This is a genomic window from Rhizobium sp. TRM96647, from assembly GCF_025780115.1.
Lineage (GTDB): Bacteria > Pseudomonadota > Alphaproteobacteria > Rhizobiales > Rhizobiaceae > Mycoplana.
In genome coordinates this window covers 27,411-47,114 of record NZ_JAOXHF010000005.1, presented here as the reverse complement: position 1 = coordinate 47,114, position 19,704 = coordinate 27,411, and the positions used below count along the sequence as shown (strand labels likewise).

Genomic DNA, 19,704 nt, shown 5'->3' with positions numbered 1-19,704 from the left:
CAGGGCGGCTGCGAACACGTCCGAAGGAGGGAATGCTGCATGCTGGCTGCCGCACTCGCCACGCTCCTGAGCATCACGGCCTATGGCGAGCCGACCGGCGTCGCCGCCGAAGCCGGCACCGGCGTCGATCTCGAACTGGTCCTCGCCGTCGACGTGTCCGGCTCGATGGACCTGGAGGAGGCGCAGATCCAGCGCGCCGGCTACGTGTCGGCGCTGATGCACCCGGAATTTTTGTCCGCGGTCCGCGAGGGATTCCAGGGGCGCATCGCCATCAGCTATTTCGAATGGGGCGGCACGATCAGCAAGAATTCCCAGATGCCGTGGATGCTGATCGAGACGGCGGCCGACGCCGAGCGCTTTGCGCGGATGATCAAGGAACGGCCCTTCGCCTCCATGCGCGGCACCTCCCTCTCGGCGGCCATCGCCTATGGTTCGACCCTCTTCGCTGGCAACGGCTACGCCGGAACGCGCCGGGTGATCGACGTGTCTGGAGACGGCCCGAACAATTACGGCGCCCCCGTCACGCCGGCGCGCGACGCCGCGACATCGCTCGGCATCGTCGTCAACGGGCTCGCGATCATGATCCGCCCATCGGCCGCCTACGGCCCGCTCGACCGCTACTATGCCGATTGCGTCATCGGCGGCCCCGGCGCCTTCGTCGTCTCGGTGCAGGAGCCCGAGGATTTCGCGATCGCGATCCGCCGCAAGCTGATCCTCGAGGTCAGCGGCAACCGGCCACCGGCAACCGTCATCCCCGTCGCCAGCGATGCCGATTGCATGATCGGCGAGAAGCTCCGGCCCGGCTTCGACCGCACCTATCCCGAACTCGACCGATAGGGACTCGCCGGGTCCGCCGGCCGCACGGACAGGATGCCGGCAGGCCCCGGCCGGCCGGGCCACGACCCGTCGTTCCGGCCGGAAATTCATCAAGGAGGCCCGCAACCTATTCCTCTGTTTATGGAAACGTGCTTTAATTGAATGAACGTTCAGCAAAATATGGGGAAGGCCATGAACGAGATGATCCGTGACATCTCCATTCCGAACGACTGGGATCGCAGCGGACTGCCCGGCTGGTGCTACCACAGCGCCGCCCTGCTGGAGCTGGAAAAGCAGCATGTTTTCCGCGAGCACTGGCAGATCGCCTGCCATGTCTCCGACATTCCGGAGGCCGGCAACTACATCACCCTCGACATCGTCGGCGAGCGGGCGCTGGTCCTGCGCGACCAGGAAGGCGCGGTGAAGGCCTTCCACAACATCTGCCGCCACCGCGGCTCTCGGCTCGTCGCCGACGGGAGCGGCACCTGTCGCAACGCGCTCGTCTGTCCCTTCCACGGCTGGGTCTACAATCTCGACGGAACGCTTAGGGGCGCTGCCCGCCCCCGCTCCTTCCCGCCGATGGACAAGAACGAGTTCGCGCTGAAGACGATCGAATGCGAGGTGTGGCAGGGCTTCGTCTTTATCCGCTTCGCCCCCGGGCCGCAGCCTTCCGTCGCCGAAATGATGCGCCCGTTCGAGGCCGAACTCTCCCACTACCGCCCGGCCGAAATGGTGCCGGTCGGGGAGATCCACACGCAGGAGACGCCGGTCAACTGGAAATCGGTGCGCGACGTCGACAACGAAGGCTACCACGTGGCCATGGCCCATCCGGCGCTGCAGGATCTCTACGGTTCGACCTACTACGACGAGCCCTTCGTCGACGGGCTCTGCCGGTCCTTTGCCACCTTCAATCCGCATGCCGGCCGCCGCTGGAGCGTCGGCCGCTACGTCAAGATCGCCCCCGAGAACACCGCCCTGCCCGCGCACCTGCGCAAGGCGTGGATCTATTTCGGCCTATTCCCGAATGCGGTGATCGCGGTGACGCCGGAGAGCCTGCAGTTCTACCAGGAGTTCCCGCTCGCGGTCGGCCGCACCATGCTGCGCGGCGGCGTCTACCGCTACCGCGACGAGACCCGCGAGCAGGCCGCCGCCCGCTACCTCGCCGCCCGCATCGATCGCGACACCCAGGCCGAGGACGTGCAACTGACGATCTGGTCCAACGAGGCGATGACGTCCGCCGCCTTCGCCGGCTTCTACCTCTCCGACCTCGAATACGGCGTGCGCACCCACCACGATCACCTGCGCAAGGTCCTGCCGGTGATGACCCTTGCCGAGGCACCGGAGGAAGGCGGGATGGCGGCGGTGAATGCCGGGATGCGGTGAGCGGCAACGATCGCCGCTTCGAGCGAGCGGGACGCGGACGGCGCAGCAGGTCTGCCCGGACAGACAACGGGAGCGGGCGACGACATGGCCTTGCGGCCAGGACGCCTGATCCGAGGATCATCGCCCGCCCCCGGAGGCCCCCGCCTCACCCCTTCCAGAGCCGCTCCCGCACAAGGTCGTCCATCGTCAGTTCGATGCCGCGACGCAGGATGTCGGCCATGTCGTCGATCTGGGCCTGCGTGATCGTCAGCGGCGGCGACATCACGCACATGTTGATCAGCGGCCGCACCAGCAGCCCCAGTTCCTGGCAATGGCCGTCGATGCGCTTGCCCACCTCCAGGTCGAGCGTCAGCGGGTTGTTGCTGACCCGGTCGGCCACGCATTCGATGCAGGCCATCAGCCCCATGCCGCGCACCTCGCCGACGAGCGGCAGGTCCTCCAGCGCCTTCAGCCGCGACTGGAAGTGGGCGGAGACCGCGCGGGCATGCTCCAGCAGGCCATCTTCGAGGATGTCGAGGTTCTTCAGGGCCACCGCGCAGCCGACCGGATGGCTGGAATAGGTCAGCCCGTGCGCGAACATCGCCTCGGAGTGATTGGAGCGGCGCAGTTCCTCCAGGAGCCGCCCTGCGATCATTACCCCGCCGAGCGGGAAGTAGCCCGACGTGACGCCCTTGGCGAAGGTGATCATGTCCGGGTCGAGCCCGAACACATCTTCGGAGGCGAACACCTGCCCGAGCCGCCCGAAGGCCGTCACCACCTCGTCGGCGATGAAGAGGATATCGTGTTCCCGGCAGAGTTCGCGCATCCGCAAGAGATAGCCGTCCGGCGGCACGATGACGCCGCCCGAGGCCATGACCGGCTCGGCGACGAAGGCGCCAATGCGCTCGGCACCGGCCGTCTCGATGAGGGTGCGGAACTCGGCGACGAGATAGTCGCAAAACTCTGCCGCCCCGACGCCGTCGGGCCGGCGGAACGGGTTCGGGCAGGTGAGCTTGACCACCTGCTCGCCGGCACTGTCCATCCAGTCGTGGTCGCGCGGACGGCCGTTCAGCGAGGCCGACAGATAGGTCGAGCCGTGATAGCCGCCCTGGCGGGAGACGATCAGCTTCTTCTCCCCCCGTCCCTTGACGTTGTTGGCGAACTGCATGAAGCGCAGCGCCGTCTCGACGGCCGAAGAGCCGCCGGTCGTGTAGAACACGTGATCGACGCCCTGCGGCGCATGGTCGGCGAGCCGCTTCGACAGGATCGCAGACGGCGCGTTCGTCGTGTACCAGGGCGAGTTGTAGGAGAGTTCCATCGCCTGCGCAGCCATGACGTCGGCGAGTTCCCGGCGCCGGTGACCGGCATTGACACACCACATGCCCGCCGGTCCGTCGATCAGCCTGCGGCCTGCCGCATCGGTAACGTAGATCCCCTCGCCGGCCTCGAGCCACCCGCGCGCTTCCGCCCCGATCGATCCCGATACCGGCCAGGGCTGCACGAGGTGCCCCTCGGCAAGGCGGGTCAATTCGTCCTTTGCCTCTTCGCCTGCAGAGCCGGCTTCCCGGATCGTCTTCGGTATCGCAGCCATTCCCCACTCCGGATCAATATTGACAGTATATTCCGACATTCAACCCACTGAAACAAAATGTGTTTCAATAATATATTGAATGTTCGTTCAATCAATATCTCAGAAAAACCGCTTGATTTCAATGCCGGTTTGCGCTCATCTTCAATCCGGGAACAGCAACGAGCCGAAAAGGCGGTCGCGATGTCGCAAATGCAGGGGAGCGGGCGCTGTCCCGCACCGGTTCGCCACGATCAGCGCGCGAAACGAGCGAAACCATGAGTTCCGTGGCGATCGACTCGTCGCCGGAAGCGGTCAAACCTGCGGCCCGCCGGTGGATGCGCAGCGAGGAGGCCCGCGGCCTGGCGATGATCTCGCCGACCCTCCTCTATGCGCTAGCGCTGCTGCTCGTCCCGGTCACGCTCGTCGTCGCCTACAGTTTCTGGACGCAGAACTACCTCGAGATCGACCGCTCCTTCACCCTGGAGAACTATCGCCAGGCCCTGACCGAGCCGATCTACCGCGACCTGTTCATCCGCTCGCTGTGGATCTCGCTTGTGACCAGCGCGATCACCGTCGGCTTCTCCTATCCGGTCGCCTGGTTCATATCCTTCCATGGCGGGGCGCACAGGAACCTCTGGCTCTTCCTGGTCACCATTCCCTGCTGGACCAGCTACCTGCTGCGCGTCATGTCGTGGAAGGTGATCCTCGGCTATGGCGGCGTGCTCAACACCGGCCTGATGTCGGCCGGGCTGATCGACCAGCCGATCACCTCGCTGCTCTACAACGCCAATGCCGTCGTCATCACCCTCGTCCACAGCTGGGCGGCCTTCGCCATCCTGCCGATCTACGTCTCCCTGCAGAAGATCGACCGCTCGCTGATCGAGGCTGCGCGCGATCTCGGCGACGGGCCGATGCGCGCCTTCCTGCGCGTCACCCTGCCCCTGTCCATGCCCGGCGTCGTCTCCGCCTTCCTGATCGTGATGATCCCCACCGTCGGCGACTATGTCACGCCCAAGCTGGTCGGCGGCAAGGACGGGGTGATGATCGCGACCGCCATCCAGGCCCAGTTCGGCAAGGGCGCCAACTGGCCTCTGGGCGCAGCACTCTCGGTCACCACCATGGTGCTCGTCTCCCTCGTCGCGGCCGCCGTCGTGCTGGCCCTGCGCCTCGTCGTCCGGAGGATCCGCTGATGCTGCTGCACAGGCTCCGCCTCCTCCCCTTCTTGCCCGTCTACGTGGCGGTCTATTTCCTCTTCCTCTACCTGCCGATCCTGCTCCTGCCGGTGTTCTCCTTCAACGATGCGGCCACCACGACGTTGCCGCTCGCCGGCTTCACGACCAAGTGGTACGCCTCGCTCTGGGGCAACACGGTGCTCCTGCAGGCGGCGCGCAATAGCCTGATCGTCGGCGTCTGCGTCTCGCTGATCAGCACCATCCTCGGCATCTGCGCCGCCCGTGCCATCACCCGCTACCGCTTCCGCGGCCAGCGCCCCGCCACGGGCCTGATCATGGCGCCGCTGTTTCTGCCCGAGATCATCGTCGCCGTGTCGCTCTTGATGATCGTCCTGCAGATGGGGCTGGAACTGTCGCTGGTGACCGTCATCCTCGGCCAGGTCGTCTTCTGTATCCCCTATTCCATGTCCGTACTCGTCTCCGGCTTCGAGGGCTTCGACCGCAGCCTCGAGGAAGCCTCCTACGACCTCGGCGAGACGGCGATCGGCACCTTCCGGCGCGTCACCCTGCCGGTCGTGGCGCCGGCGATCATCTCCAGCCTGCTCGTCACCTTCACCATCTCGCTCGACGAGTTCATCCTCGCCTTCTTCCTCTCCGGCACCGAGCCGACGCTGCCGGTCTATATCTGGGGCCAGCTCCGCTTCGCCGCAAAGCTGCCGGGCGTGCTGGCGCTCGGCAGCCTGATGATCCTCGCCTCCGTCCTCCTTCTCACCGCAGCCGAAGTCATGCGCCGGCGGGCGGAGCGACGCACGCAAGCCACCCCCGCGCCCTGACAGGAGCCCGCCATGCCGGACCGCCCGATGATCTCGATCGAAAACGTCTCGCGATACTACGGCAGCTACCGCGCGCTCGACGACGTATCGCTGGAAATCGGTGCCGGCGAATTCTTCTCGCTGCTCGGCCCCTCCGGCTGCGGCAAGACCACGCTGCTGCGCTCGATCGCGGGCTTCGACGTGCCGACCGCCGGCGAGATCAGGATCGACGGCACGCCGAGCACGCTCCTGCCCGCCAACAGGCGCCCCACCAACATGGTCTTCCAGAACTACGCGATCTTCCCCCATCTCGACGTCGGCGAGAACGTCGCCTACGGGCTGAAGCGGCTGAAGCTCGACGCGGCCGAGGAGCGCCGTCGCGTCGCCGACGCGCTCGACCAGGTCCGGCTGACGGGGCTCGACCGGCGCAAGGCGAACGAACTGTCCGGCGGCCAGCGCCAGCGCGTCGCGCTTGCCCGCGCGCTCGTCATGCGGCCGAAGGTGCTGCTTCTCGACGAGCCGCTGTCGGCACTGGACAAGAAGCTGCGCGAACAGATGCAGGTGGAACTGCGCAGCCTGCAGAAGGCGGTCGGCATCACCTTCATCCTCGTCACCCACGACCAATACGAGGCGCTGGCGCTGTCGGACCGCATCGCCGTGATGTTCGGCGGCAGGATCGCCCAGGTCGCCACCCCGAAGGAGATCTACCAGCGCCCCCGCACCCGCAGGGTCGCCGACTTCCTCGGCGGCATGAATTTCCTGCAGGCGAAGCTCACCTCCGAGCGCAGCGACAGCGTCAGCGTCGAGACCGCCCGCTTCGGCACGATCAGGCTGGAGCGGCCGAAGGGCTTCGCGCCCACCGACGGCCACGTCACCGTCGGCATCCGCCCGGAACGCCTGCGCCTGCTGTGGGACGACGAACGCGCGCCGCACGAACTGGTCGGCCGCGTCGAGAATCGCGCCTATTTCGGCGAGGTGACGCACCTGACGATCGGCGTCGACGGGCTGGAGCAGCCGCTCTCCATGATCGAGACCAACGACTACGGCGCCGACGACCTGCCGCTCGGCGCCGACATCAGGCTGGCCTACGATCCGGAGGCGTTCGTGCTGCTGGCGGAGGAAGGAGGCAATAGGCAGTAGCGAATAGCGAATAGCGAATAGCGAATAGCGAATAGCGAATAGCGAATAGCGAATAGCGAATACTGCGGTAGCAGTATGCGGGCCGCAAGCCGATTTTCTTTGCTATTGGCTATTGGCTATTGGCTATTCGCTCCGCAACAGCCTTCCCCGCCACGATCGCCCCCTCGACATAGCAGGGAAACGACGGCGACAGCTCCGCGCAGGCGAAGCGGATCGGGCCGAAGCCGGCGCGAAGGATGTCCTCGGCATCCCGCGCCTGCATGTCGAAGATCGTGTCGCCATAGCCGCCGCCGCACCGGAGGTCGTCGGTCCAGTCGCGCACGATCAGATCCACGGCGTTTCCAGCCTCCGCGCCGAGGGCGGCGGCGAGCTTTTCAAGGATCGTTTCCCGCAAGTGTGCGCCCGGCCTCTGCCGCCAGGACTGCGCCAGTGGCCCGGCGATGAAGACGACGAGGGTCGCACCCGGCCCGTCGCGGCTGACGTCGCAGGAGAACAGGCCGACCGGATCGCGCCAGGCCACAAGCCCGCTGAGCCCTTCGTCGCGCCAGAACGGCCTACGGTAGCGGACGAGCGCCTTGATGACCGTGCCGCTGCGCCAGGCGCCGAGCGCGGCCGAAAGTCTCGGCGGCAGGCCGGGTTCGTAGGCGATACGCGAGGCCATCACCGGCGGCACGGCCACGATCGCCTGCCGGGCGAAAACGCTTGCTCCGGCGGCACTGGCCTCCACGCCGTCCGGCCCGGTCGCGATCCGCGTCACCGGATGGGCGGTCCGCAGGCGGCTGCCGAGAGCGGCGGCCATGTCCTCGGCCAGCGAATGGATGGTCTCCCCGACGAAATACTCGATCTCGGTCTGCCGGTTGGTGATGCGCCGGTCGTTCGAGACCAGATACCAGAGCGGCAGCTCGCCGATCGGCCGGCACCACAGGCCCTCGACGGTCGAGCGGAAGGCGAGTGCTGTATCCGGGCTGACGGACTGCGCCGCCAGCCAGTCGGCGACGGTCAGCCCGGCGAGGGTCGGATCGGCCGGATCGAGCCCGCGCAATTGCAGCCGCAGGGCGCGCGAGCGCGCATAGGCCTCGTCGTCATCGCGCCCGGGCGGCTGGACGACGCTTTCGCCCGCCATCGGCGTGTGCACCAGCGTCTTGCCGTAGCGGGCGAGGAGCGCGATGACGTTTTCCATGTCGTCGCAGACGAACTGCGCGCCGGTGTCGACGCGGGTCCCGTCGTTGAACACGGCGGACTCGACCCGCCCGCCGACGCGGCCGGCGGCTTCCAGCACCACCACGTCCATGCCTCTGTCGACCAGCGAGGCCGCAGCCGAAAGGCCGGCAAAGCCGGCCCCGACGACAAGGACGTCATGACGCTGCGACATCAGTATCCCGATTTGATCTTCTCGAACTCGGCGATCATCTTCTGGCGCAGCGCGTTCGGCAAGGGGGACTGGAACAGCGTATCGGCCATGAAGGCCTCGACGTCGCCGTAGCCCTTCTGCTTCAGGACGACCGGATCGACGGACGCCATGCCCTTGGCGTTGGCGTGGCCGTAGCCCCAGGTCTCGACCATGTAGGGCGCGATGGCCGGATCGGTCAGCGCGTTGAGATAGTCGTAGGCCTGGTCGGCACTGCCCGCCCCGCCCTTCAGCCGCACGTAGCCGCACACCCAGGTGGACAGCCCCTCGACCGTGTCGCGCTTGATGTCGACCGGCACGCTTTCCGACTGCAGCGTCGCCGCCGTCTCGTTCCAGGCCCAGGCGAGGTCGATCTCGCCGGCCGCCATCGCCTGGCTCACCTCGGTGTTGTCGGTCCAGTAGAGCCTGACGTTCTGGTGCACCTCGCGCAGGAAATCGGAGGCCGCCTGGAACTGCTCGTCGGTCATCTTCGACCAGTCCTTAAGCCCGATCGCGAGCGCCGCCAGCGCATAGGCGTCGTCGACATTGTCGCCGATCGACACGCGATCCTTGAACTTCGGATCGGCAAAGGCCTTCAGCGAGGCAACCTCCTCCGGCTTGACAGTGTCGGTGCGGTAGGTGAGCACGGTATTGCCCCATTCGAACGGGATCAGCCAGGCGGTGCCGTCATCGGAGGTCATCAGGCCCTTCATCGCCTTGAAGCCCGGCAGGACATCGTTCCAGTGGCTCAGCTTCGAGGTGTCCAGCGGCTCCAGCAGCCCCGCGTCGCGCCATTTCGCCACGCTCTGCGAACAGGGATGGGCGACATCGGCCTTGAAGCCGGCCCGCAGCTTCTGGAACGCCTCTTCCTCGTCGCCGAAGAAGGCGAAATCCGGCGGGCTTCCGTATTTTTCCATATAGGCGGGGAAGAAGGCCGGATCCTCGTAGCCCGACCAGTCGAACACCGTCAGCCCGTCGGCTGCGGCCGGCGAGGCGGTCGAGAGGGACAATGCCGCGGCCATGACAGCCGTGAGAAAAGCTCCGGCCCTGTTCGAGTTGCTCATGCGCATTCCCCCTTGTTCTGGTTGGCTATTTCGGTCCGTTTCTGGCGATGTGCTTCGGAAACAGCGCGACGATCGCCTCGATCGCCGCCTCGTGCGCCTGCTCGCGGGTGAGGCCGTTGCCCATCATCAGGCGCAGCCACAACCCTTCCAGCATGCTGGAGACGGAAAGTGCCATCGGCTCGGCCGCATAGTCGTAGCCGCCCTCCGCCTTCAGCGCGGCGCAGAGCGAGATCACCATCTCCTGGTACTTGACGTCGCGCGCGCCGCAGAGCGCCTGGTAGGTCGGCCGCGACTTGGCCTCGCCCCAGAAGGCGCACCAGGCGGCCAGCTTGCGCTTGGTGCAGATCCGCCGGTCGAAATCGGCGGCGACGAGCGCCCAGAGCTGTTCGGCCGGCCGCGGCCCCGCCTTCTCCAGCGCCGAGTTCCAGTGGTTGGCATATTCGTCCGCCATCGCCTGCAGCGTCGCGACGAGCAGCTTTTCCTTGCTCTCGAAGTGAAAATTGACGATGCCGCGCGACAGCCCGGCCCCGTCGGCGACATCGGCCAGCGTCGTCTCGGCATAGCCGCGCCGGGCGAGCGAATCGATCGTCGCCTCGATCAGTTGCAGCCGCCTCGCCTCCTTGGAGGCCTTGCGGCCCTTCTTCTCGATGTCAGTCACGTCCTTCTGCGCCGCATTCGCCCGCATCTTCACCGCCGTTCTCATTTTGGGATTTCGCAGCGCCTCGTTCACGGAAGATCACCGGCCGGCTTGCTGCCGAAAAGATGAGTGGGGCAATGCTCGCCGCTGTCAAGCACCTTCTGCATGGCGATCCAGGTGCGGATGTTCTTGTCGACATAGGCCTCACCGACGGCGGCGACGGCGGCGGCATGCAGCGCGCCTTGCAGCCGCTCCAGCTCGGTGCGCGCCACCTCGCGGTACCAGCCGTTGCGATCGACGGTCGAGACGTCGACGAAGCCGGCCGCACCCATCGCCTGCAGGTAATGCGAAGGAGAGGCCATGCCGAAGCTCAGCCCCTCGGCTTCGATATAGTCCTTCATCTCCTGCGACGGCTCGCCGTCGTGGGAAATCAGCCAGTCGGAGGCCGCGAGCCTGCCGCCGGGCTTCAGCACGCGGAAAAGCTCGGCAAAGAGCGCCGCCTTGTCGGGCACATGCACCATCGCATCCTTGGAAAAGACGAGGTCGAACTCGCCGTCGTCGAAGGGCAGCCGGCCGGGCGGCGTGGCGATGAAGCGGACCTGCGCCGTCAGCCCCTCGCGCACCGCAGCCGCCCGCGCCCGGTCGACCACCGGCTGCTCGACGTCGTAGCCGACGATCTCCGCCGGCCCGTGCGCCTTGGCGATGTGCAGCGTGACGCCGCCCGCGCCGCAGCCGAAATCGAGCACCGACTTCCCCGAAAGATCGATGCCCGCGAGCACGCGGTCCACCTCCTGCGAACTGCCGGGCGACAGATACCCTTCGCCCCACACGACCGCGAGGAAACGGATCGCCTCGTCGTCGTATTCCGGCTCGTTCTCCTGCCCGATCCCGCCGTTCGCCGTCATGATCTCCCCTCGCAAGACCGTCCCGCGCCCCGTCATTCCCGACGCGAAATTCTAGCGCATTATCAGGCGATTGCAACATACTTGCTGAATATTCATTCAAAATATCTGGACAAGTTTTTGCGTTTGATGCAGCCTTTCGATCAATGAGGGAGAACGCGGATGCAACGATATGACGTCCTCGTGGTGGGCGGCGGCCACAACGGCCTGGTGACCGCCGGCTACCTGCAGCGCGCCGGCCTGAAGGTCGCCGTGCTGGAGAAGAACGGCTGGGTCGGCGGGGCTGCCACCAGCCGGGAGCTGACGCCGGGCTTCCTCTATTCCAACTGTTCCTATGTCTGCTCGCTGTTCCGCCCCGAGATCATGCGCGACCTCGACCTGCCGCAACATGGGCTGCAGGTCGTCGCCTACGAGGGCGGCGCGGTGCTAACGCGCGACGGCGACTACCTCGCCTCCTACCGCGACCACGACAGCCACCGCCGCGAATTCGCCCGCTATTCGAAGCGCGACGCCGAGGCTTACGAGCGCTATGCCCGCGACGTCACACGCCAGTGCCGCTTCATCCAGCCGCTTCTGATGCGCACCGCCCCCGATCCCTTCGGTTTTCGCCCGCGCGACATCTCGGAACTCGTCTATCTGGCGAGGAAATTCGGCGAGTTCAGCCCGGCCGAGATGGCACAGACGCTGCGCTTCTGGACCATGTCGATCTCCGACTTCCTCGACGAATATTTCGAGACCGACGTGATCAAGGCCTATCTGGCGATCTCCGGCATCATCGGCACCGCTCTCGGCCCGATGTCGCCGGGCACCGCCTATGTGCTGCTGCATCACTACATGGGCGAGGTGGACGGCTCGGTCGGTGCCTGGGGCTATGCCCGCGGCGGCATGGGCGCGGTGACGCAGGCGCTGGCAAGTTCCTTCCTCGCCGCCGGCGGCACGATCCGCACCGACGCCGAGGTCGCAAGGATCTTCTCGCGCGGCGGCCGCACCACCGGTATCGTGCTGGACAGCGGCGAGGAGATCCGCGCCAGCCTCGTCGTCTCCAATGCCGACGTGAAGCGCACCTTTCTGAAACTGGTCGACGAGGCCGACCTGCCGGAAGCCTTCGTCCACCGGGTCAAGCACTTCAAGATGCGCGGCTCGTCCGGCAAGGTGAACATCGCGCTCGACAGCCTGCCGGAGTTCCCTGCCCTGCCGGAGGGCTCGTCCTGCATCCGCGGCGACCTGCATTTCACCGACAGCATCGAGCGCATGGAGCGCGCCTATGACGACTGGAAGGCCGGGCGCTGGTCGGCCGATCCCATGCTCGACACGATGATCCCGACGACGCTCGACCCCACCATGACCTCGCCCGGCAGGCACTTCATGAGTTGCTTCGTGCAGTACTGCCCGCCGAAGGTCGAGGGCCGCGACTGGACGGACGCCGACCGCACAGCCTTCGCCGAGACCGTCGTCGGCCAGATCGCCGACTATTCGCCGGGCTTCCGCGACCGCATCGTCCACATGGAGGTGCGCACCCCGCGCGAACTGGAGGCCGAGGTCGGGCTGACCGAGGGCAATATCTTCCAGGGCGAACTGACCTTCGACCAGCTCCTGTTCAACCGCCCGGTGCCCGGCTACGCGCAATACCGCAGCCCGATCGCCGGCCTCTACATCTGCGGTTCCTCCACCCATCCGGGCGGCGGCGTCATGGGCGCGCCCGGACGCAACGCGGCGATGGAGATCCTCCGCGACCTCAAGCGCAGCCCCGAGACGATGAGCAACGCCCATGACGTCATCTGACGCACCGCCGAGTTCCCCGAAAACCGCCACGCAGAGCTATGACGCGATCGTCATCGGCGCCGGCCACAACGGCCTCGCCGCCGCTGCCAAGCTCGGCCGCAGCGGCCGCAGGGTTCTGGTGCTGGAGGCGGCGAATGCGCCGGGCGGCGCGATGCGCGAGCGCGAATTCGCCCCCGGCTTCCGCTCCGCCGGCCTCGCCCACCTCGTCAACCGGCTTGATCCCGAAGTCGCCCGCGACCTCGGGATCGCGCTTGCGGCGACGCCCGGCCCCGCCATGCCCACCGCCGTCCTCGACGGCGAGCGTGAGCCGGCGGTGCTCCGCGGAGCCTATGGCGAAACGATAGACGGCGTGACGGCTGACGAGGCGGCGGCCTTCTCCCGCCTGCGCGACAAGCTCACCTTCCAGGCCGGCATCCTCAAGCGCTTCCTGCGCCGCGCCCCGCCGCAACTCGGCGCGATCGGCATCGGCGACCTCTCGACGTTGATGGCCGCCGGCTTCGGCGTCATCCGCAGGGGCCGTGCGGAGGGACGCGACTTCCTGCGCATGCTCCTGATGAACGTCGCCGACGTGGCCGACGAATATCTGCAGGACGACCGGCTGAAGGGCCTGCTCGCCTTCGACGCCACGCTCGGCATTCACCTGGGGCCGCGCTCGCCGACCTCGTTGCTCGGCCTCTACTATCGCCTCACCGGCGAGGTGGACGGCAAGGCGGGCGGCCAGTTCATCCCGCAGGGCGGCATGGCCGCGGTCGCTCCCGCTTTCCTCAAGGCGGCGGAGACGGCCGGCGTCACCATCCGCTGCGGCGCCCGCGTCGGCCGCATCCTCGCCGATCGCGGCAAGGCCGGCGGCGTCGTGCTGGCCGACGGCTCGGAGCTGTCCGCCCCGGTGGTCGTCTCGGCCATCCACCCGCAGGCGACGTTCCTGCAACTCGTCGATGCCGCCGAGACCGGCACCGGCTTCCTGCGCACCATCCGCCACGTCCGCTCCGCCGGCAACGTCGCCAAGCTTGATCTGGCGCTCTCGCGCATGCCGAGCTTCGCCGGCCTCTCCGGCCGCGACCATGCCGGCCGCATCGTCATCGCCCGCTCGATGACCCATGTCGAAGATGCCTTCAACCCGGCCAAGTACGGCGAGTTCTCGCCCGATCCGGTCATGGAGGTCGTGCTGCCGAGCCTGGCGGACAGCACGCTCGCGCCGGACGGCGCCTGCACGCTCTCGGCGCTGGTGCAATACGCACCCTACAAGCTCAAGGCAGGCTGGGAGACCGGCAAGCCCGCCTTCCTGCGGATCGTCCTCGACATCCTCGAGCGCCACGCACCGGGCCTCTCGGACACGATCCTCGCTGCCGAGCTTTCCACGCCGGCCGACATCGAGGCGGAATACAATCTTCCCGGCGGCCACTGGCACCATGGCGAATTGCAGGCCGACCAGTTGCTGGTCAACCGGCCGACGGGGGCGGCCTCCGGCTATGCCACGCCGATCGAGGGCCTGTATCTCGCCAGTGCCGGCGCCCATCCCGGCGGCGGCATCTCCGGCCTCGCCGGCTGGAACGCCGCCCGCCATATCCTTGCCGGAGACCGCCGATGAACGCCCTGACCAAGCCTGCAAACGCGGCCGAGGCGCGCCGCGCGGCGCGCGACCATATCGCCACCCCGCGGCTGGAAACGCCCTTCCATCCGCGGCTTTCCGCCCTCGACGCGGTCAACGACTGGTACAACTGGGCAGGCTACAAGGCCCCGCATGCGCTCTTCGACGAGGAGCTCGAATATTTCGCGATCCGCTCGACGGCAGCGCTCTTCGATATCTCGCCGATGGTGAAGTACCGGATCGCTGGTCCTGACGCCGAACGCTATCTCAACCGGCTGACGCTGCGCGACGTGCGCAAGCTCGGCGTCGGCCGCGTGCACTACACCGCCTGGTGCGACGACGACGGCCACGTGCTGGACGACGGCACGCTGTTCCGGCTCGGCGACCAGGACTTCCGTCTCTGCTGTCAGGAGCGCCACCTGCCCTGGCTGCTCGACAGTGCCTTCGGCCTTGCCGTGGACGTCCACGAGGAGACCGAAGAAATCGCCGGCGTCGCCCTGCAGGGGCCGACGAGCTATGCCGTGCTCGCGAAAGCCGGCTTTTCCGGCGCCGAACGGCTGAAGCCCTTCGACATCGGAAGCTTTGCCCATGACGGAGGGACCGTCACGATCTCGCGCACCGGCTTTACCGGCGACCTCGGCTACGAGCTGTTCGTCCCGCGCCAGGCCGCCCTGTCGCTCTGGGACCGTCTCTGGACGGCCGGCGCCGACCACGGCATCCGCGCCATCGGCTACGCCGCGCTCAATCGCACGCGCATCGAGGCGGGCTTCATCGTCGCCAATGCCGACTTCGTCACCGCCGAGGCCGCGCTACGCGCCGACCGCGTGCGCCTGCCCGACGAGATCGGCCTCGACTGGCTGGTCGATCCGGACAAGCCGAACTTCAACGGCCGCCGCGCCATTCTCGACGCCCGCCGGAATCAAACCCTGAAGCATGTCCTCGTAGGCCTTGAAATCGAAGGGAATGTTCCGGCCGAACATGCGATCGTCTATCACCGCGGCAAGCGCGAGGCGGGCCTCGTCACCGCCGCCATCTGGTCGCCCACCGCCAAGCGCAACATCGCGATTGCCAGTCTCGACCGGCCCTACGGCACGCGGTTCGTCGACGACCTCTGGGTGGAGATCTATGCGATGCGCGAACTGAAGTACCAGAAGATGATGAAGCGTGCGAAGATCGTCCCACGACCCTTCGTGAAGCTGGCGCGACGCACGGCCACGCCGCCGGGATTGCGATAGCGTTTGGGAGGGCCGAAAGCGGAACCGCCCCTCATCCGCCCGCCGGCACCTTCTCCCCGCAAGCGGGGAGAAGGAGGAATGCCGCGACGTCTCCGTCCCCTCTCCCCGCCTGCGGGGAGAGGGTCAGGGTGAGGGGCAATCCAGTTGCAGCCCCATCGACCGAAGGCGAGGCAGAAACGACACCGATGGACCAGGAAACCCGCCACCACTGGAACCTCATCCGCACGGCGACGGGCATCGACTGGTCGGGGCGGACCCGCTATGCGGCGGCCATGTATTTCCACCAGAAGGGCGAGATGAGCGCCGAGGTGCTGGAGATCTACCGCATCTGCTCGCGGCTTGACGCAGAAGATCCGCTATCCGTCCTAAGGCGTTGGAATATCGGCAAGGAGTGGATCGACAGGATGAGCGGCGAAGACGGCTGATCGAAGCAGATCAGGCCGCCCGCAGGCCGCGAATGAAGCGCGAAAGGCCGTCGCGGCCTTCGGCGGCGAGGTCGAAGCGGCGGCCGAACAGCAGCCATTCGACGCAAAGCCCCTTCATCATCCAGCAGAAGGAAGAGGCGAGCGCGCGTGGCGTCCAGCAGCGGTCGAGCTTGCCCGTCTCGGCTGCCCGGGCGAAGGCCTTCTCCAGGATGCGCACATGCTCGTCGAAGACCTGCTGCTGCTGTGCCAGCACCGGCGCCAGCTCGCCGCCATAGTCGCAGCGCAGCAGGATCGACAGGATCCGCTGGCGCTGCTCGTCCTTCGCCAGCACCTCGAGCCATTCCGCCGCCATGCGCTCGATCACCGCGAACACGTCAACGCCTTCCACCTCGAGCTCGCGGGCGATCATGTCCTCCTGCGGCAGCGGCACGGACTTGTAGAGCTCCATGAAGAGATCGGACTTGTTGGCGAAATGCCAATAAATGGCGCCGCGGGTCACGCCGGCGGCAAGCGCCACCTCTTCCATCGAGGCGTTGGAGACGCCCTTTTCGAAGAACACACGCTCCGCCGCATGGAGTATCTGCTGGCGCGTGGCTTCGGCGTGAGCTTTGGTCCTGCGCATGGTCCCCCCGTAGCCGGGAGCGCCCGCCTTGCGGCGGGCACTCGTTTCTCACTCGCCGGGTGCCGGCATTGGTTCCGCCGCCGGCTTTTCTTCCTTCGGCTTGCGGCCGAAGAGGTTCATGACGAACACGAAGAACACCGGGACGAAGAAGATGGCGAGGACGGTTGCCGAGATCATGCCGCCCATCACGCCCGTGCCGATCGCGTTCTGGCTGGCGGCGCTGGCGCCCGAGGCGATCGCCATCGGCAGCACGCCGAGGGTGAAAGCCAGCGAGGTCATCAGGATCGGGCGGAAGCGCAGCCGGCAGGCCTCGATCGTCGCCTCGAGCAGGGGCTTGCCCTCCGCTCGCAGATCCTTGGCGAACTCGATGATCAGGATCGCGTTCTTCGCTGACAGGCCGATGATGGTGATCAGGCCGACGAGGAAGTACACGTCGTTCGGCATGCCCCGCCAGGTCACCGCCAGCACCGAGCCGATGACGCCGAGCGGCACGACCAGCATGACCGACAGCGGGATCGACCAGCTTTCGTAGAGCGCGGACAGAAGCAGGAAGACGAACAGGATCGACAGCGCGATCAGCGCCGGCGCCTGCGAGCCGGACTGGATCTCCTGCAGCGACTGGCCCGTCCATTCGTAGCCGAAGCCGGTCGGCAGTTCGCCTGCCAGCCGTTCCATCTCGGCGATCGCGTCACCGGAGGAATAGCCGGGCGCGGCCTGGCCCGCGATGCGGATCGAGGGATAGCCGTTGTAGCCGACGATCTGCTGCGGCCCGCGGATCCACTCGACGGTGGCGAAGGACGACAGCGGCACCATACCGCCGCTGGCGTTGCGGACGTTGAGGTTCAGGAGGTCGGCGGTCTGCATGCGCTTTTCAGCCCCCGCCTGCACCGTCACGCGCTGCATGCGGCCGGCATTCGGGAAGTCGTTGACGTAGGACGAGCCGAGATTCGCCGAGATCGTCGAGTTGATGTCGGCGAAGGTCACCCCGAAGGTGTTGGCCTTCTCGCGGTCGATCAGCAGGTTGACCTGCGCGGCGTCCGGCATGCCCTCGATGCGCAGGCCGGTCACGACCGGGCTCTTCGCGGCCGCGGCCATCAGCTGGTCGCGTGCGGCAGACAGCGCAGCCTGCCCCATTCCGCCGCGGTCCTGCAGACGGAAGGTGAAGCCGGTCGAGTTGCCAAGCCCCTGGATCGGCGGCGGCGACAGCGAGAACGTCAGCGCGTCCTTGATGCCGAAGAGCTGCATGTTGGCGCGGCCGGCGATCGCCTCGGCCGAATCTTCCGGCCCGCGTTCGGACCAGTCCTTCAGCGGAACGAAGGCAAGGCCGGCATTCTGGCCGGTGCCGGAGAAGCTGTAGCCGGAGATGGCCACGATGTCGGCGACCGCCTTCTCGTCCAGGAAGATCTTCTCGACCTGCTGGATGACCTCGGCGGTCCGCGTGCCGCTCGCCTCGGACGGAGCCTGCATGTCGACGATCAGGTAGCCCTGGTCCTCGTTGGGAAGGAACGAGGTCGGAAGCTGCAGATAGGCATAGGCGAGCCCGACGAGCAGCGCGAGATACACGACCATCAGCCGGCCGGAACGCCGCACGACCTTGCCGACCACGCCGGAATAGCCATGCGCCGTCCTGTCGAAGCCGCGGTTGAACCAGCCGAAGAAGCCGCGCTTCTCGTGGTGCCCCTGCGGGATCGGCTTGAGGAAGGTCGCGCACAGCGCCGGCGTCAGCGACAGCGCCAGGAAGCCCGAGAACAGGATCGACACCACCATGGTCAGGCTGAACTGCTGGTAGATGATGCCGACGGCGCCCGGGAAGAAGGCCATCGGGATGAACACCGCCGACAGCACCAGCGTAATGCCGATGATCGCGCCGGTGATCTGGCCCATCGCCTTCTTCGTGGCTTCCTTCGGCGACAGCCCCTCCTCGGCCATGATGCGCTCGACGTTCTCGACCACGACGATCGCGTCGTCGACGAGGATGCCGATCGCCAGCACCATGGCGAACATGGTCAAAACGTTGATCGAGAAGCCCGAGACGTACATCGCAGCACAGGTCCCGAGCAGCGCCACCGGCACCACGAGCGTCGGGATGATCGTGTAGCGGATGTTCTGCAGGAACAGGAACATCACGATGAACACGAGCCCGATCGCCTCGATCAGCGTGTGGATGACCTTCTCGATCGACACTTCGACGAAGGGCGTCGTGTCGTAGGGGATGCTGTATTCGACGCCGGCCGGGAAGAACTTCGCCAGTTCCTCCATCTTTGCGCGCACGCCGGCAGCCGTGGACATGGCGTTGCCCGTGGGCGACAGCTGCACGCCGATGGCGGCGGTGGGATTGCCGCTCAGGCGCGTCGAGAAGTTGTAGTCTTCACCGCCGACCTCGATGGCGGCGACGTCGCGCAGCCGCACCGACGAGCCGTCCGGATTGGCGCGCAGCACGATCGAACCGAATTCCTCCGGCGAGGTCAGCTGGCCGCGGACGAGTACGGTCGCGGAGATCTGCTGGCCGATCGGGTTCGGCTGCGCACCGATCCGTCCAGCCGAGACCTGCGCGTTCTGCACCGAGATCGCGTTGTTGACGTCATCGACCGTCAGGTTGAGGCCGACCATCTTGTCGGGATCGAGCCAGACGCGCATCGAGCGCTGGGTGGAGAACAGCGTCGCACTGCCCACACCGGGGACACGGCGGATTTCGCCCAGCACGTTGCGGCTCAGATAGTCTCCGAGGCCGATCGCGTCGGTGTTGCCGTCGGTCGACGACAGCGCCACCACCATGAGGAAGGACGTGCTGGCCTGCTCGACGCGCATGCCCTGCTGGGTCACGGCCTGCGGCAAACGCGGCTCGACGCGGGCGATGCGGTTCTGCACCTCGACCTGCGCCTCGCCGATATCCGTTCCCGGCGCGAACGTCACGTTGATGGAGATGCGGCCGGACGATTCCGAGGTCGATTCGAAGTAGATCAGCCCGGGCACGCCGTTCAGCTCTTCCTCGATCGGCCGCGTCACCGACTGGTAGATGTCCTCGGGCGACGCGCCCGGATAGTTGGTCGAGATCGAGATCTGCGGCGGCGCCACGTTCGGATACTGCGCCACCGGCAGCATCGGGATCGTGATCACGCCGGCCAGCATGATGAAAATGGCGACGACCCAGGCGAAGATCGGCCTGTCGATGAAAAATCTAGGCATTGTT

General features: G+C 66.8%; 16 protein-coding genes. 9 read left to right on the top strand and 7 right to left on the bottom strand.

Features of this window, described 5'->3' with window-relative positions; all coding sequences use genetic code 11:
• Positions 1–39 precede the first annotated feature (39 nt).
• On the top strand, positions 40–837 hold the full coding sequence (locus tag OCK02_RS10850; protein ID WP_412178803.1) for a DUF1194 domain-containing protein: 798 nt from the start codon (positions 40–42) through the stop codon (positions 835–837).
• A 171-nt stretch (positions 838–1,008) separates the two neighbouring features.
• Positions 1,009–2,199 (top strand): aromatic ring-hydroxylating oxygenase subunit alpha, encoded by a 1,191-nt coding sequence (locus OCK02_RS10845; RefSeq protein WP_263813074.1) that lies wholly within the window; start codon positions 1,009–1,011, stop codon positions 2,197–2,199.
• Positions 2,200–2,344: 145 nt separating this feature from the next.
• On the opposite strand, the gene OCK02_RS10840 is transcribed toward OCK02_RS10845, so the two are convergent.
• Positions 2,345–3,769: an aminotransferase gene (locus OCK02_RS10840; protein WP_263813073.1), complete on the bottom strand. Its 1,425-nt coding sequence runs from the start codon at positions 3,767–3,769 to the stop codon at positions 2,345–2,347.
• 254 nt (positions 3,770–4,023) lie between these two features.
• Between OCK02_RS10840 and OCK02_RS10835 the strand changes: the two genes are divergently transcribed.
• Genes OCK02_RS10835 through OCK02_RS10825 form a run of 3 tightly spaced genes read left to right on the top strand, consistent with a single transcriptional unit; the run spans position 4,024 to position 6,872 of the window.
• A complete protein-coding gene (locus tag OCK02_RS10835; protein ID WP_263813072.1) occupies positions 4,024–4,938 on the top strand; it encodes an ABC transporter permease in 915 nt (304 codons plus the stop codon).
• On the top strand, positions 4,938–5,753 hold the full coding sequence (locus OCK02_RS10830) for an ABC transporter permease (protein WP_263813071.1): 816 nt from the start codon (positions 4,938–4,940) through the stop codon (positions 5,751–5,753). Before OCK02_RS10835 ends, OCK02_RS10830 begins: the two co-directional genes overlap by 1 nt.
• Positions 5,754–5,780: 27 nt before the next feature.
• The gene (locus tag OCK02_RS10825) at positions 5,781–6,872 is read left to right on the top strand and encodes an ABC transporter ATP-binding protein (protein ID WP_263813356.1); all 1,092 of its coding nucleotides are present in this window, start codon (positions 5,781–5,783) and stop codon (positions 6,870–6,872) included.
• A 109-nt stretch (positions 6,873–6,981) separates the two neighbouring features.
• Here OCK02_RS10825 and OCK02_RS10820 read toward each other — a convergent pair whose 3' ends face one another.
• Genes OCK02_RS10820 through OCK02_RS10805 form a run of 4 tightly spaced genes read right to left on the bottom strand, consistent with a single transcriptional unit; the run spans position 6,982 to position 10,865 of the window.
• Complete coding sequence (locus OCK02_RS10820; RefSeq protein WP_263813070.1) at positions 6,982–8,244, bottom strand: flavin monoamine oxidase family protein; 1,263 nt, start codon at positions 8,242–8,244, stop codon at positions 6,982–6,984.
• The gene (locus OCK02_RS10815) at positions 8,244–9,323 is read right to left on the bottom strand and encodes an ABC transporter substrate-binding protein (RefSeq protein ID WP_263813069.1); all 1,080 of its coding nucleotides are present in this window, start codon (positions 9,321–9,323) and stop codon (positions 8,244–8,246) included. Before OCK02_RS10815 ends, OCK02_RS10820 begins: the two co-directional genes overlap by 1 nt.
• 25 nt (positions 9,324–9,348) lie before the next feature.
• Complete coding sequence (locus tag OCK02_RS10810; protein WP_230804538.1) at positions 9,349–10,026, bottom strand: TetR family transcriptional regulator C-terminal domain-containing protein; 678 nt, start codon at positions 10,024–10,026, stop codon at positions 9,349–9,351.
• A gap of 23 nt (positions 10,027–10,049) precedes the next feature.
• Complete coding sequence (locus OCK02_RS10805) at positions 10,050–10,865, bottom strand: class I SAM-dependent methyltransferase (protein WP_263813068.1); 816 nt, start codon at positions 10,863–10,865, stop codon at positions 10,050–10,052.
• A gap of 159 nt (positions 10,866–11,024) precedes the next feature.
• On the opposite strand from OCK02_RS10805, the gene OCK02_RS10800 reads away from it, so the two are divergent.
• The 4 genes from OCK02_RS10800 to OCK02_RS10785 all read left to right on the top strand — a co-directional run bounded on the left by OCK02_RS10800 (position 11,025) and on the right by OCK02_RS10785 (position 15,892).
• Positions 11,025–12,644, top strand: a complete 1,620-nt coding sequence (locus OCK02_RS10800; RefSeq protein ID WP_263813067.1) for a phytoene desaturase family protein — start codon at positions 11,025–11,027, stop codon at positions 12,642–12,644.
• Positions 12,631–14,232 (top strand): phytoene desaturase family protein, encoded by a 1,602-nt coding sequence (locus OCK02_RS10795; RefSeq protein WP_263813066.1) that lies wholly within the window; start codon positions 12,631–12,633, stop codon positions 14,230–14,232. The genes OCK02_RS10800 and OCK02_RS10795 overlap by 14 nt, the downstream gene beginning before the upstream one ends.
• The gene (locus OCK02_RS10790; protein WP_263813065.1) at positions 14,229–15,467 is read left to right on the top strand and encodes an aminomethyltransferase family protein; all 1,239 of its coding nucleotides are present in this window, start codon (positions 14,229–14,231) and stop codon (positions 15,465–15,467) included. The genes OCK02_RS10795 and OCK02_RS10790 overlap by 4 nt, the downstream gene beginning before the upstream one ends.
• A gap of 185 nt (positions 15,468–15,652) precedes the next feature.
• A complete protein-coding gene (locus OCK02_RS10785) occupies positions 15,653–15,892 on the top strand; it encodes a hypothetical protein (protein ID WP_263813064.1) in 240 nt (79 codons plus the stop codon).
• 10 nt (positions 15,893–15,902) lie between these two features.
• On the opposite strand, the gene OCK02_RS10780 is transcribed toward OCK02_RS10785, so the two are convergent.
• Both OCK02_RS10780 and OCK02_RS10775 read right to left on the bottom strand, forming a co-directional pair.
• Positions 15,903–16,514, bottom strand: a complete 612-nt coding sequence (locus OCK02_RS10780; protein ID WP_263813063.1) for a TetR family transcriptional regulator — start codon at positions 16,512–16,514, stop codon at positions 15,903–15,905.
• Between the two features lie 48 nt (positions 16,515–16,562).
• Entirely contained in the window at positions 16,563–19,700 is a 3,138-nt protein-coding gene (locus OCK02_RS10775; RefSeq protein WP_263813062.1) for an efflux RND transporter permease subunit, read from the bottom strand.
• Positions 19,701–19,704 lie beyond the last annotated feature (4 nt).